The sequence below is a fragment of the Streptomyces sp. CoH27 genome, from assembly GCF_020181035.1.
Taxonomy (GTDB): domain Bacteria; phylum Actinomycetota; class Actinomycetes; order Streptomycetales; family Streptomycetaceae; genus Streptomyces; species Streptomyces camelliae.
The window spans coordinates 155,042-168,567 of sequence record NZ_JAIQYY010000002.1 but is presented as its reverse complement, the minus strand read 5'-3'; the positions used below and the strand labels follow the sequence as shown (position 1 = coordinate 168,567).

Sequence of the window (13,526 nt, the reverse complement as noted above, 5' to 3'; positions counted from 1 at the left end):
GCCGTCCTGTCGGCTCAGGCCTGGCGGACCTCCGCGATGGTCACCGGCCGGTGCTCGTGCAGGGACAGGGTGCAGGCCTCGGCGATCCAGCCGGCCTCCAGGGCGTCCTCGATGGTGCACGGGGACGGGCGGGCGCCGGTCACGACCTCGGTGAACGCGGTCAGTTCGGCGCGGTAGGCGGCCGTGAAGCGGTCCATGAAGAAGTCGTGCGGTGTGCCGGAGGGGAAGGTGACACCGGGCTCGACGGAGCGCAGCGGGAGCTTGTCGTCCAGGCCGACCGCGATGGAGTCCGTGAAGCCGTGCAGCTCCATGCGGACGTCGTAACCCCGGGCGTTGTGGCGGGAGTTGGACACCACCGCGATCGTGCCGTCGTCGAGAGTGAGGATCGCGCCGGTGGTGTCGGCGTCGCCCGCCTCCTTGATGTAGTCGGCGCCGCGGTTGCCGCCCACCGCGTACACCTCGGTGACCTCGCGGCCCGTCACCCAGCGGATGATGTCGAAGTCGTGCACGGAGCAGTCGCGGAAGATCCCGCCCGACGCGGCGACGTACGCGGCGGGCGGCGGCGCCGGGTCCAGGGTCGTGGAGCGGACCGTGTGCAGCTTGCCCAGCTCACCGGCCTGCACGGCGGCCCGGGCGGAGGCGAAGCCCGCGTCGAAACGGCGGTTGTAGCCGATCTGGATCGGTACGCCGCTGTCCTGGACGGCCTTGAGCACCTCGACGCCCTCGGTCATCGTCTTCGCGACGGGCTTCTCGCAGAAGACCGGTACGCCGGCCTCGACGCCGGCCAGGATCAGGGCCGGGTGGGCGTCGGTGGCGGCCGCCACCACGATGCCGTCCACCCCGGCGGCCAGCAGCGCCTCGGGCGAGTCGACGACCTTGACGAACTCGGCCCCGAACCGCTCGGCGGCGGCCTTGGCCGCGTCCGCGAACGGGTCGGTGACGACGAGCGACTCGACGGCGTCGAGGCTGGAGAGGGTCTCGGCGTGGAAGGCACCGATACGGCCGAGGCCGAGGATTCCGATACGCATGGGGGTGTTGCTCCTAGGGTGTTGGTGCGGAGTTCTAGTCGAGGCCGCCGAGCACGTTCTGGTCCCAGTCGATCACCGAGCCGGTGACCACGCCCGAGTGGTCGGACAGCAGCAGGACCACGAAGTCGGCGATTTCGTCCGGCTGGCCGAGCTTGCCCATCGGCAGCTTCGCCGCGGCCTGCTCGCGCCAGTCGTCGCCGGCGCCGTGGAAGGCGCGCTGGGTGGCGTCCTCGCCCTCCGTCGCCGTCCAGCCGATGTTCAGACCGTTGATCCGGATCCGGTCCCAGCGGTGGGCGTGCGCCGCGTTCCGGGTCAGGCCCACCAGGCCCGCCTTCGCGGCGACGTACGGCGCCAGGAACGGCTGCCCGCCGTGCGCCGACGAGGTGATGATGTTGACGATCGTGCCGGGCGCCTCGCGGGCCACCATGTCGGCGACCGCGGCCTGCATCGCGAAGAACGGCGCCTTCAGGTTGATCGCGATGTGCTGGTCGAACAGCTCCGGGGTGGTGTCCAGCAGGGTGCCCCGGGAGGTCAGCCCCGCCGAGTTCACCAGGCAGTCGATCCGGCCGTGCGCGTCCACCACCTCGGCGACCACGGCCTTGGCCTGCTCGGCGTCCGCGAGATCGGCGCGGACGAACATCGCCGTGCCGCCGGCCGCCGCCAGCTCCGCCACCAGCGCCTCACCCGGTTCGCTGCGGCGGCCGGTGAACGCGACGACGGCGCCCTCGCGGACGGCGGCCCGCGCGATCGCGGCCCCCACGCCCTGGCTGCCGCCGTTGACGAGCACCACCCTGCCGTCGAGAAGTCCCATGATGTGCTCGCCCTTTCAGCTCTCGCGCCGTTCGGCGTTCGCCCGCAGCCGCGTCCGCAGCAGCTCCGGATCCCATCCCTCGCGCACCGCCCGCCGTACCAGGTCCGCCTGCGAGGGCGGGGCCAGACCGTCCACCGGCGGGTCGCTGTCGAGGTTCGTCGGGAAGGGGTAGCCCTCGGCGCTCGCCGCGATCACATGCTCCAGCCACGCCTGATCCACGCCCTGCGCCGCACGCCGCAGCAGCACCGGGAACACGGCGCCCGCCACCGCCTCCCGGTCCACCGTCTCCATCGCACGCCCGAACGCGGACGAGACCTGGAGCAGATTGGCGGTGCGCCGTACGCCCGCGGTGCGGTTGCTCCCGGCGGCGTGGAAGAGCGCGGGGTTGAAGAAGACCGCGTCGCCCTTGGCGAGCGGCAGCTGGACGTGGTGCTCCTCGAAGTACGCCTGGAACTCCGGGAGCCGCCAGGCCAGATAGCCCGGCTCGTACAGCTGGGAGTACGGCAGATACAGCGTCGGACCCGACTCCACCGGCATGTCGCAGTGGGCGACCGCGCCCTGCAGCGTGAGCACGGGGGAGAGCCGGTGGACGTGCGCCGGATAGGCGGACGCCACCGCGTTGCTCAGGAAGCCGAGGTGGTAGTCCCGGTGCACCGTCTGGCCGGCGCCGCCCGGGTTGACCACGTTGACCTGCGAGGTCACCTGGTAGCCGGGGCCCAGCCAGGCTGACGAGACCAGGGCGAGGATGTCGTTCGCGTAGTAGTCGGCGAACGCCTCCGGGTCGTACAGGGCCGCCTTCTCCAGCGCGTTCCACACCCGGTCGTTGGCGCCTGGCTGCGCGAAGTGGTCCCCGGCGACCGCCCCGGAGGCGTGCTGCTCGGCGATCAGCGCGTCGAAGACGGCCGTGAGCCGGTCGACGACCGCCGGGTCCGGGAAGGCGCCCTGGACGACGACGATGCCGGGGCCGTCGGCAAGGGCCCGTACCAGCTCGGCCCGCAGCCCGTCCTGGTCACCGGCCGTGCGCAGCCGCTCGGCGTCGTACAGCAGGACGTCGTCGCGTACGGAGGCGGCGTGCGGGTGGTCCGCGAGGCGGGTCGTCCGGTCGGTCAGGGCGCGGAAGGCGTCGAGGTCGCAGTCCTGCTCGGACAGCCAGGCGCGGCCTGACGCGGAGGCGACGGACATCGGTGTCCTCTTTTCGGGAGCGGGGACGTTCGGCCACGCGGGCGGCCCGGCCCTGTCATTCTTGTCAGTACAAACCCCTCGAACAACCAGCAGCCAGCCATCAAAAACCCCTCAAGGAGGCGAGCCGTGGGCCATCCGTTCCCGATCCGGGAAATCGCACGTCAGGCGGGTCTCAGCGAGGCCACCGTGGACCGTGTGCTGAACGGCAGGGGAGGGGTGCGGGAGAGCACCGCCCAGGAGGTGCGCCGGGCCATCGCCGACCTCGACCGGCAGCGCACCCAGGTCCGGCTGGTGGGCCGTACGTTCATGGTCGACATCGTGGTACAGGCACCCGAGCGGTTCTCGACCGCCGTCCGCGCCGCTCTGGAGGCCGAACTGCCCGCGCTGCACCCGGCCGTGGTCCGCTCCCGCTTCCACTTCCGCGAGACCGGCCCGGCCGCCGAGCAGGTCAGGACGCTGGACCGGATCGCCCGGCGCGGCTCCCAGGGCGTGATCCTCAAGGCGCCGGACGTCCCCGAGGTCACCGCCGCTGTGGGCCGGCTCACCGCGGCCGGCATCCCGGTCGTCACCCTGGTCACCGACCTGCCCGCCGGCGGCCGGATCGGCTACGTCGGCAGCGACAACCGGGCCGCCGGCGCCACCGCCGCCTATCTGATGGAGCAGTGGCTCGGCGACCGGCCCGGCAATGTCCTCACCAGCCTCAGCAGCGGTTTCTTCCGCAACGAGGAGGAGCGCGAGATGGGCTTCCGCAGCGTGATGAGGGCCCGGCAACCGCAGCGCACCCTGGTGGAGATAGCCGAGGGACAGGGCCTGGACGCCACCCAGTACGACCTCGTCCGGGCCGCCCTGGAACGGGACCCGGAGATCCGCGCCGTGTACTCCATCGGCGGCGGCAACAACGCCACCCTGCGCGCCTTCGCCGATCTCGGCCGCGCGTGCGCGGTCTTCATCGCCCATGACCTCGACCACGACAACACCCGCCTGCTGCGCGAGCACCGGCTGTCCGCCGTGCTCCACCACGATCTGCGCCAGGACATGCGCGAGGCCTGCCACCTCGTGATGCGGGCGCACGGCGCGCTGCCCCCGGCCGGACCGGCGCTGCCCTCCGCGATCCAGGTCGTGACGCCGTACAACATGCCCGCCCAGCCCGCCGAGTGAGGGAGAGTCCGTTGAGCCGCACCGAACGCCTGGAGATCGAGGGCGTACCCCTGCTCGCGACCCTCGAACCGGGCCGCGGCGACATCGGCCTGCTCGCGCTGCACGGCTCCGGCGAGGGCGGCACGGCCCAGCTCGCCGGGTCGGTCGCCCGGCGCTGCGGCGTCACCAGCCTCGTCTTCACCCAGCCGGATACAGCCGTGCCCGTGCATCTGCCGTCCCCGCGCATGGCCGTCGACCACTGCGCGCTCCTGCACGAGTTCCGCTCCCGCGTGTCGCTCACCGTCTCCCTGCACGGGCACCTGCGGCAGGAGGCCTGGCACACCCTCTTCCTCGGCGGCGCGAACCGTGCGGCCTCGCTCGTCCTCGCGCGTGAACTGGCGGTCCTGGAGCCCCGGTTCAGGATCGTGACGGACCTGGAGGAGATACCGGCCGGGCTGCGCGGACTGCACGCCCGGAACCCGGTCAACCTGACCCGGCTGGCCGGGGTCCAGGTGGAACTGCCGCTCCCCGCGCGGACCACGGGCGCGTCGGACGACCCGCCGCAGGCCGTGGTCGACGCCTTCGTCGCCGGCGTCGGGCGGCTGGCTCAGGCGCTCCCGACGTTCATCGCGTAGGCCTTGCGCAGCGTCTCGTGCACCGTCCACGTCGTACGGTCCCCGGCGCGCAGCACCGCCATGTCGCCCGGCCCCACCCGCAGCACCGGTCCGCCCGCGACCTCGATCGTCGCCGAGCCGCTGATCACCACGAACAGCTCGTCCGCCTCCGTGTCCGTGACCACGCCCGGGGTGATCTGCCAGATCCCGCGGATCTGCCTGCCGTCGGCCGACTCCCAGACCACCTTCCCGGTGACCTCCGGGTTCCCGGAGACGATCTGCTCCGGGTCGAGGGGCTCGGGTTCGAGGTCGGCGTCGGGGATGTGGAGCGCGAAGCTGTGCGTCATGAGGCCGACCCTAGCCAGCGCGCGGCGCGGGCCGGGGCCGACAGGGTGTGCGGCATCGGGGCCGGTCACGGGACACTTCGTCGGGTGCCGGCGCCGGCGGGCAGGGGGCCGGGGGACTGTGGGGAGCGTGGCCACTCAGCGGCGGTACGAGACGAGGCCGACGGCACCGCAGCTTCCCACGAGGCGTGGGACAGTGTCGATGTGCGGCTGCGCCGTGTGGGCGCGACCGGCCACAACGGACCCGCAGTCGAGGGACCACCCGCGGTGCATCGGCGATGTCCGCCGCTCAGCGGTGGGTGCGTACGCCGTCCAGGGCGATGGCCAGCACCCGGTCGCGCTGGGCGTCGTCGTCGAAGGCCGTGGCCGTGATCCCGGCGACCATCCGCAGCAGATCGCCGAAATCCATGTCCGCCCGCGCCACCCCGGCCTGCTGCGCGCGCTCCAGCAGCGGGCCCCCGGCCGAGTACATCGACTCGCGGCAGGACTGGAAGATCTCCGACTCGTCGTTGAGCGCCTCCCGCACCGCGCGCTTGGTCACCATGTACCCGGCGAACCGGTCCAGCCAGGCCGTCAGCGCCTCCCACGGCTCCCGGTCCGCGATCTCCACGGCTGCCTGGCACAGGGCGTTGACGTCGTCGGCGTAGACGCTCTCGAACAGGTCGCGGCGGGTGGGGAAGTTCCGGTACAGGGTGCCGATGCCGACGCCCGCGCGGCGCGCGATGTCCTCCAGAGAGGCGTCCGAGCCGTGCTCGGCGAACGCCTCGCGGGCGGCAGCGAGCAGGGCGTCGTAGTTGCGGGCGGCGTCCTTTCGGTGCGGCCGGCGGGCCGCCACGATCTCGCTGACGGGGAACGGCGTGGCCGTCACTGCTGCCTCCTGAGGGCTCGGTCGATCTGGAGGGTGGCCTCCGCATCTTGAACCGGAGGCACTCCTCCGCTAGAGTGGAGGGGCACCTCCACTTTAGCAATCGCTCGTGCACTTCACCTTCCCTGTCCCGGATTTCCGGAGAGGCTCCGTCATGCCCCGCACGTCCACGCGCCTCACCTTCGCGGTCCTCGCGACCGGTGCGGGCGTGTTCTCCATGCTCCAGTCGCTGATCGCGCCGGCTCTGCCGACCGTCCAGCACGCCCTGCACACCTCCCAGTCGACCGCGACCTGGGTGATGACGGCGTATCTGCTGTCCGCGTCGGTCTTCACCCCGATCCTCGGCCGGGTGGGCGACCTCGTCGGCAAGAAACGCACGCTCGTCGCCGTCCTGCTCGCCGTTCTCGCCGGCTGCCTCATCGCCGCGCTCGCCCCGGGCATCGGCGTGCTCATCGTCGCCCGGGTCGTCCAGGGCGTCGGCGGCGCACTCTTCCCGCTGTCCTTCGGCATCATCCGGGACGAGTTCGCCGCCGCCGAGGTCAGTGGCAGCATCAGCAACCTCTCCGCGGTGATCGCCGCCGGCGGCGGGGTCGGCATGGTGGCCGCCGGGCCGATCGTCTCCGCGCTCGACTACCGCTGGCTCTTCTGGATCCCGGTGGCGATCGTCGCCGCCACGGTCCTGATCGCCGTGGCCTACGTCCCCGAGTCACCCAAGCGGGCCCAGGGGAAGGTGAGTTGGGCCGGCGCCGGGCTGCTCTCCGCCTGGCTGGTGGCCCTGCTGCTGCCGCTGAGCCAGGCCGGGCGGTGGGGCTGGGGCTCGGCGAAGGTCCTCGGCCTGTTCGCCGCCGCCCTCGTGCTGTTCGCCGTGTGGCTGACCGCCGAGGCCCGCTCCCGCAACCCGCTCATCGACCTGCGCGTGATGCGGCTGCCGGCGGTGTGGACGACCAACGCGGCAGCCCTGCTCTTCGGTGCCGGCATGTACGCGATCTGGTCCTTCCTGCCCGGCTTCGTCCAGACGCCGTCCACGGCCGGGTACGGCTTCGGCGCGAGCGTCACCGCGTCCGGCCTGCTCATGCTGCCGATGCTGCTGGCGATGTTCCTCTCCGGCGTCCTCTCGGGCCGCCTGGAGCCCCGCGTCGGTGCCAAGGCCCTGCTCACCACGGGTGCCGCGCTCGGGGCGCTGGCCTGCGGATTCCTCACCCTCTGGCATGACGCCCAGTGGCAGATAGCCGTGGTCGCCGGACTGTTCGGCCTGGGCATCGGGCTCGCCTTCGCCTCCATGGCCAACCTGATCGTCGGCAGCGTCCCGCCCGAGCAGACCGGCGCCGCGACCGGCATGAACGCCAACGTCCGCACCATCGGCGGCTCCATCGGCGCCGCGCTCACCAGCGTCCTGGTGACCGGCCGCCTCCAGCCCTCGGGTCTGCCCTACGCCTCCGGCTACACCCACGGCTGGGCCCTGCTCGCCCTCCTCTGCCTGGCCGCGGCCGGCGCCGCCCTCCTGGTCCCGGCCCGCCGACCGGGCCGTACGACACCCGCCGCGCCGGGGGTGACACGGGCACCGGCCCGGGTGCGGTAGGGTTGACCTGCGTGATCAGGCGGGGGGACACCCCGGGTGGGACCGCGGCGGGACGTGGCGCAGCTTGGTAGCGCACTTGACTGGGGGTCAAGGGGTCGCAGGTTCAAATCCTGTCGTCCCGACAGTCGGATGAACTGTCATCGCAGGGTCAGGGCCTTGTTTTCACTTCGGTGGGACAAGGCCCTCATCTTTTTGTCGCGCGAAGAACGTATTCCTCTTCAAGTGAAGGGGAATGTCGTTCAGCCGTGGCATATCCCGGCCGGCATCAATGCGCTCAATTCTCCCGGCCATCGACCTTGGATTCGTCATCCGGGTGCCATGACTTAACCGCAGCCACGGCCGATTGAGCGGAGTTGGTCGCCGCCCTGATCCCGAAGTACGCAGTGGTTATCGCGGTGATGGCCGTGAATGCGCTGGTGAGGATCGAAACGGCCTCTGTTCCCGATGCGGTGCTTATCGTCACCCAGATTGCGCCGACTGCGATGGCAACGTCTCCGACGAGGACGACCAAGAGACCTGTCCACGCACGAGTCGTCTCGATCGCCGCGAGGTCTTTAACGCCCATCAGTCCTCCTGTGCGCGTGAGGACGTCGACTTCCAGGCTTGCATGGACCTCCCTTGGCTGCATTTCGAAGAAGCATTGAGTGGATTACAAATTATTGAAAAAGTAACGAGTGTCGCCGAGGTGCCAGAAAGAGCCTTCACCTCCGTGTGGGTCACCCATTCCGGTTATGCTCCCCGACCGCTCGGTAGCTCGGGATGGAATGGGGGCACATGCCACAAGCAAGATTGAAATGCCTGCACAGGTAGGCACGACCTAGAGGAGGGTCATGGCACCTCGCAATGGTCAGCCCGTCGTCGGCCGGTTGGGAAAGGCGCCCGCCAGAGTCGACAGACGTACGCTCAACTTCGCGCAGTACCTTCATCCCACACTGCCGCCGGCTCCTGCGGCGAAGAACTGGACCGACAAGGTCATCGACTGGCAGACGCTGGGTAATGACCAGTACGGCGACTGCGTGGAGGCCGCTGCGCTCCACATGGAGCAGAACTGGTCGGCCTACGAGGGCCCGGAAGAGTTCGAGCCCACGACAAAAGAGGCGCTGGACGCCTACACCGCTCTCACCGGTTTCCAGGCCGGAGATCCCTCCACGGATCGCGGCACCAACATGCTCGACGCGCTGAACTTCTGGCGCAACCAGGGCATCGGAGGAAACACGATCTTCGGCTTCGCCGCCTGCGAACCGGGCAACACCGAGCATGTGCGAGACGCCATCGAACTGTTCGGCGCCGCGTACATCGGGTTGCAGATGCCCTACAGCGCCCAGGGGCAGACCGTCTGGATGGTGCCCCCCGGGGGACCAGTGGGACCTGGGCAACCCAACAGCTGGGGCGGCCACTGCGTGCCGGTCATCGGGTATACCCCCACGCAGCTGATCTGTGTCACCTGGGGAGCACTCCAGCCGATGACCTGGCAGTTCTTCCAGACCTACTGCGACGAGGCCTATGCGGTGCTCAGTAAGCAGTGGTCCGACACCAGCCGTCCCGACCCCGACGGCTTCACCCTCGACCAGCTGCGGCAGGATCTGGCAGCGATCCCCGGTTAACTGCCGGAGCGGCACGGAGCCAGGTCGGCCGTGGGCTCACCCGCCGTTCCGAGCAGGGCGCCCTGCCGGACACAGGCCGAACGTGGTCGACCTGGCGTCGGAACGCCGGCGCGATACAGGTAGATCAGACGCCGAGCTGAGCTCGACCGGTCGCAGGTCGTCTCCTCAGGGCTGAGGGGACGGCCTTTCACCTGTCTGCGGGGGTTTCCGATGCTTCTCGGCCGCCGCGTCGGGGCGCGTCGCGAGGTGGTCGCCGGCGGCGATCCTGGCCGCCATCGCGGCGAGCTGCCCGCAGGCCCGCGCGATCTCCCGATCGGTCTGGTCCCGCTCGCTGATGACCGCCGAGAGCAGCAGCGCGGTCAGCGCGGCGGAACCGTTGAAGGCCTGCAGAGTGATCATCGCGGTGAGCAGGTCGTGACCGGCGAACGGACCCGATCTCTCGGTACCGGCGACGATCGCGAAGGAGGATACGGCCAGCGCGCAGGGCGCGGCCCCGGCCAGCTGGAAGCGGAAGGCCGCCCAGATCAGGAGCGGGAACCCGAGGAACAGCAGGGGCGTGTGCGCGGTCACGAGGAATCCGACCCCGGCCGTGGCCGCCAGGAGCAACAGCGCCTCCGCCCACCGGGACGGCCGCGGGTGCTCCGGCCGGCGTGCCGAGCGCAGGACGAGCAGGACGGGTGTGACCACCAGGACGCCCATCGCGTCGCCGGTCCACCAGACCGACCACGTCGGCCAGAACCCGGCGGGGCTCAGGACCCCGGCGAGGACCAGGGTCCCGCTGCCCGTGGTCGCGCTGACCAGCATCCCGGTGAACCCGCCGAGGAAGATCAGGCCGAGCGCGTCCCGCAGACGGTCCAGTTCCTCATGGAACCCCGTGCGGCGGAGCAGCAGATAGGAGCAGACGGGCGCGAGGGTGTTCCCCGCCATGATGGCGAGCACGGCCGGGAGTGTCGGCCCCAGCGAGATGTTGACCAGGAACGCGCCGAGCGCGACACCGGGCCAGATCCGCGGGCCGCGCAGCAGCAGGCTCGCCACCGCGATTCCGCTCGGCGGCCACAGCGGGGTGACCTGGCCGCGCACCAGCTGCTGGAGCAGTCCCAGCCTGGCCGAGCCGTAGTACAGCGCGGCGAGGGCGCAGATCTCCAGGGCGGTCAGTGCACCGCGCCCGAGTCCTTGACGCCGCGCGACAGCCATCGGGCGACCTCCGCTTCGACATCGCCCCGAACCCATCATCCGCCGGATCCCCCGGATCCTCCACGGCGGGCCGGCCGGCCCGGGAGCGGCGACGCGCGCGACGAGCCGGGGTCAGACGGGCGGGGTGCGCAGGGCGAGGATGGCCATGTCGTCGTGACCGTCGCTGGGGTGGTGATCGGCCAGTGCCTGGACGAACTCCGGCAGCGGAAGCCCGGCATGGACCGCGGCGAGACCGGCGAGTTCGCTCAGGCTCTCGTCGATGGGATGGGCGGGATGCTCGATCAGCCCGTCGGTGAAGAAGACGACGGTGGCCTCCGGGGGCAGCGGGCGGGAGTGGTCAGGACGGGGCTGACCGGTGTCGACACCGAGCGGCAGTCCGGGCTCGCCGAGCAGGTAGACCACATGGCGATCGCGGGTGACCAGCAGGGGCGGGACATGACCCGCGGTGCTCCAGCACAGTCGCCAGCCCGGTCCCTCCGGTTCGATGCGGGCCAGGGTGGTGGTCGTGACGCGGTTGTTCGTGATCGTCTCCAGGGTCCGGTCGAGCTGGGCGAGGATCGCGCCGGGCGGGCCTCTCTGGTCGAACACGAGCGCGCGCAGCATGTTGCGGGTGGCGGCCATGGCGGCGGCGGCCTGCAGATCATGGCCGACCACGTCGCCGATGACGGCCGCCACGACGTGGTCGGGCAGGGGGATGGCGTCGTACCAGTCCCCGCCGAGCTGACTGGGCTCGGCGGCGGGCCGGTAGATGGCGGCGGCGGTGAACGGCCGCAGGTCGGGCAGTGTGGGCAGCAGCAGCCGCTGGAACTGCTCGGCTCCGACGCGGATCCGTTCGAACAGGCGGACGTTCTCGATCGCGATGCCGGCGGCGCCGGCCAGGGCGGCGACGACGTTCTCGTCGTGCACGTCGAAGGGCTGTCCGTCGAGCCGCTCGGAGAGGTAGAGGTCGCCGTAGATCTCGCCGCGCACCGTGATGGCGACGCCGAGCAGGGTGGTCAGGCGCGGGTGCCCCGGTGGGAATCCGGCCGAGGCGGGATGGCCCTGGATGTCGTCGATCCGCAGCGGGTCCGGATAGCGGATCAGGTGGCCGAGGACGCCGCGACCACGGGGAAGTCCGGCCTGGGCCAGCGCCGTGCGTTCCTCGTCGGACAGACCGGCCGAGATGAACTGCTCCAGGCGTTCTCCGGATGCGTCGAGCACGCCCAGGGCCCCGTAACGGGCGCCGACCAGGTCCATCGCGGCCGTCACGATACGGTGCAGCACCCTGGGCAGTTCCACCTCACGGCTGATGGCCAGCACCGCGTCCAGCAGACCCTGCAGCCGGTCCATCGAGGACTGCATGGCGCGCAGCTGCTCGTCGATCCGGCCCAGCTCGGAACGCAGGCGAATGTGCAGGTCGGGGAGGTGCGGCCGCCTCAGTGGTCGTTCCTGCCGCTCTCCCGCCATCACTGGCGCCCAGTGGTCGAGCGCTGCATCGCGGCCTCCTTCCACGGCCCCGATCACGACCAGGGCCGACGGCCATCGCTGCCTCGTCTTTGATTGTGTCCCATGTCACACGTGTGTCACGCGGTCAGGACAGGGCATCGTTCGTTTTCCGGCGAGAAGCCGGCCGCTCTGCACCCTGCGGCACCTGGCCGGCGACGACCGTGGCTCAGCCGTGCCGTCGGCGGCGCCGGGCCGCCATCACCGCGTAGACGAGGACCCCGGCGAACAGGAACAGCGTGCCCTGGTACACCGCCGCGTACCCGGCGCCCGCCATCAGCCACAGGGAGAAGCCCGCCGCGACCGCGGTGACCACCGCGTCCCGCACCAGCCGGGCGCGGTTCACCGACGCGCCGCCGCCGGAGATCAGGTGGAAGAGCTGCGCGGCCGTCGCCAGCAGGTACGGCACGGTCGCGGTGAACGTGGTGACCAGGACCAGGACCTCGAAGACCTTCGCCGAACCCGACAGGTAGTTGTACGCGGTGAGCAGGGAGGACAGGACGACCGTGACGGCGACGCCGAAGGTCGGCACGCCCCGGCGGCGCCGGGCGAAGGTGGCCGGGAACAGGCCGTCCTGGGCGGCGGCGTACGGGGTCTGGGCGCTCAGCAGCGTCCAGCCGTTGAGGCAGCCCGTCATCGAGATCACCGCGGCCAGCGCCACGGCCGTACCGCCCCAGCCGCCGCCGAACATCGCGTTCACGGCGTCCGAGAACGGCGCGGTGGAGTGCACCAGACGGTCGTGCGGGACCGTGCCGAAGACGGACAGGGTGCCCAGCAGGTACACCAGCGCGGCGCCCGTGGTGCCGATGACGGAGGCGCGGCCCACGTTGCGGCGCGCGTCCCGGACCTCGCCCGCGCTGACGGCGGCGGACTCGACGCCCAGGTAGGAGAAGAGCAGCAGGGCGGCGGAGGCGGACACCGCGCCGACCGGACCGTGACCGCTCGAATTGAACGGCCCGAGCCGCGAGGGGTCGAAGAAGAACAGCCCGCCGACCGCGACGAGCAGCAGCGGCACGAACTTCAGCACCGTGGACACGAGTTGTACGGCGCCCACGTACCGGGTGCCGGCGAAGTTGGCGACGGCGGGCAGCCACAGCAGGGTCAGGGCGGCCAGGCACGCGGACCAGTGGTGTCCGCCCACGGGGACCAGTACGTCGAGGTAGCCGACGGCGGCCACGGCGAGCGCGGCGTTCGACACCCAGCCGGTGATCCAGTACGACCAGGCGGTCAGGAAGCCGGCGAAGTCACCGAAGGCCTCGCGGGCGTAGACGTACGGCCCGCCGGTGCGGGGATCGCGTGCGGCGAGCCGGCCGAAGACCAGGGCCAGGGCGATGGCGGCGACGGTCAGTACGCCGAAGGCGACCAGGCTGACCGTGCCGTAGGGGGCGATGGAGGCGGGCAGGGTGAAGATGCCGCCGCCGATGATGTTGCCCATGACCAGCGCGGTGGCGACGGGCAGGCCGAAGCCGCGGGCGTGCTTGCTGGTGGTGCCGGGGGCGTCCGGGCCGCTGGTGGTGTCGTGCGGGTCTCCGACGCCGACCGTGAGGTCTTCGGAGGGGGCCGGAGCCGGCTGTGGGGCGGTTCCGGTGACGTGCATGGGTGGTGCGCCTCTCATCGAACAGATGTCCCAGGATCGCCGGGACCCGGCCATGGTCCGGGAAGCCACCGCCCGCCGCAAAATCGCCG

At 71.3% G+C, this 13,526-nt stretch carries 13 protein-coding genes and 1 tRNA gene; 5 read left to right on the top strand and 9 right to left on the bottom strand.

The genetic code is table 11. The features are described 5' to 3' along the window. Window positions 1-14: 14 nt before the first annotated feature. The 3 genes from LE548_RS03540 to LE548_RS03530 are packed head-to-tail and all read right to left on the bottom strand — an operon-like array spanning window position 15 to window position 3,021. Window positions 15-1,028 carry a Gfo/Idh/MocA family oxidoreductase gene (locus tag LE548_RS03540; RefSeq protein WP_225095121.1) on the bottom strand — a complete coding sequence of 338 codons (1,014 nt, stop codon included), beginning with the start codon at window positions 1,026-1,028 and terminating at the stop codon, window positions 15-17. A 34-nt stretch (window positions 1,029-1,062) separates the two neighbouring features. Beyond that, window positions 1,063-1,839, bottom strand: a complete 777-nt coding sequence (locus LE548_RS03535; RefSeq protein WP_225095120.1) for an SDR family oxidoreductase — start codon at window positions 1,837-1,839, stop codon at window positions 1,063-1,065. 15 nt (window positions 1,840-1,854) lie between these two features. Then, the gene (locus tag LE548_RS03530) at window positions 1,855-3,021 is read right to left on the bottom strand and encodes a phytanoyl-CoA dioxygenase family protein (RefSeq protein WP_225095119.1); all 1,167 of its coding nucleotides are present in this window, start codon (window positions 3,019-3,021) and stop codon (window positions 1,855-1,857) included. Between the two features lie 126 nt (window positions 3,022-3,147). On the opposite strand from LE548_RS03530, the gene LE548_RS03525 reads away from it, so the two are divergent. After that, window positions 3,148-4,179 (top strand): LacI family DNA-binding transcriptional regulator, encoded by a 1,032-nt coding sequence (locus LE548_RS03525; protein ID WP_225095118.1) that lies wholly within the window; start codon window positions 3,148-3,150, stop codon window positions 4,177-4,179. Between the two features lie 11 nt (window positions 4,180-4,190). Beyond that, window positions 4,191-4,793, top strand: a complete 603-nt coding sequence (locus tag LE548_RS03520) for a poly-gamma-glutamate hydrolase family protein (RefSeq protein ID WP_225095117.1) — start codon at window positions 4,191-4,193, stop codon at window positions 4,791-4,793. On the opposite strand, the gene LE548_RS03515 is transcribed toward LE548_RS03520, so the two are convergent. After that, on the bottom strand, window positions 4,766-5,119 hold the full coding sequence (locus tag LE548_RS03515) for a cupin domain-containing protein (protein ID WP_225095116.1): 354 nt from the start codon (window positions 5,117-5,119) through the stop codon (window positions 4,766-4,768). The two genes, LE548_RS03520 and LE548_RS03515, sit on opposite strands and share 28 nt — an antisense overlap. A gap of 286 nt (window positions 5,120-5,405) precedes the next feature. Continuing rightward, window positions 5,406-5,984: a TetR/AcrR family transcriptional regulator gene (locus LE548_RS03510; protein ID WP_225095115.1), complete on the bottom strand. Its 579-nt coding sequence runs from the start codon at window positions 5,982-5,984 to the stop codon at window positions 5,406-5,408. A 151-nt stretch (window positions 5,985-6,135) separates the two neighbouring features. Here LE548_RS03510 and LE548_RS03505 point away from each other — a divergent pair, with 151 nt between their 5' ends. Further along, window positions 6,136-7,560: an MFS transporter gene (locus LE548_RS03505; RefSeq protein WP_225095114.1), complete on the top strand. Its 1,425-nt coding sequence runs from the start codon at window positions 6,136-6,138 to the stop codon at window positions 7,558-7,560. 48 nt (window positions 7,561-7,608) lie between these two features. Next, window positions 7,609-7,682, top strand: a tRNA-Pro gene (locus LE548_RS03500). 152 nt (window positions 7,683-7,834) lie between these two features. Here the strand turns inward: LE548_RS03500 and LE548_RS03495 are convergent. Beyond that, a complete protein-coding gene (locus LE548_RS03495; protein WP_225095113.1) occupies window positions 7,835-8,125 on the bottom strand; it encodes a hypothetical protein in 291 nt (96 codons plus the stop codon). Window positions 8,126-8,390: 265 nt separating this feature from the next. Between LE548_RS03495 and LE548_RS03490 the strand changes: the two genes are divergently transcribed. Continuing rightward, window positions 8,391-9,164 carry a hypothetical protein gene (locus LE548_RS03490; RefSeq protein ID WP_225095112.1) on the top strand — a complete coding sequence of 258 codons (774 nt, stop codon included), beginning with the start codon at window positions 8,391-8,393 and terminating at the stop codon, window positions 9,162-9,164. Between the two features lie 165 nt (window positions 9,165-9,329). Here LE548_RS03490 and LE548_RS03485 read toward each other — a convergent pair whose 3' ends face one another. From LE548_RS03485 to LE548_RS03475, 3 genes are all read right to left on the bottom strand, one after another. Then, window positions 9,330-10,358 carry an MASE1 domain-containing protein gene (locus LE548_RS03485; protein WP_225095111.1) on the bottom strand — a complete coding sequence of 343 codons (1,029 nt, stop codon included), beginning with the start codon at window positions 10,356-10,358 and terminating at the stop codon, window positions 9,330-9,332. A gap of 111 nt (window positions 10,359-10,469) precedes the next feature. After that, the gene (locus LE548_RS03480; protein WP_225095110.1) at window positions 10,470-11,804 is read right to left on the bottom strand and encodes a PP2C family protein-serine/threonine phosphatase; all 1,335 of its coding nucleotides are present in this window, start codon (window positions 11,802-11,804) and stop codon (window positions 10,470-10,472) included. A gap of 205 nt (window positions 11,805-12,009) precedes the next feature. Next, entirely contained in the window at window positions 12,010-13,437 is a 1,428-nt protein-coding gene (locus tag LE548_RS03475; RefSeq protein ID WP_225095109.1) for an amino acid permease, read from the bottom strand. Window positions 13,438-13,526 lie beyond the last annotated feature (89 nt).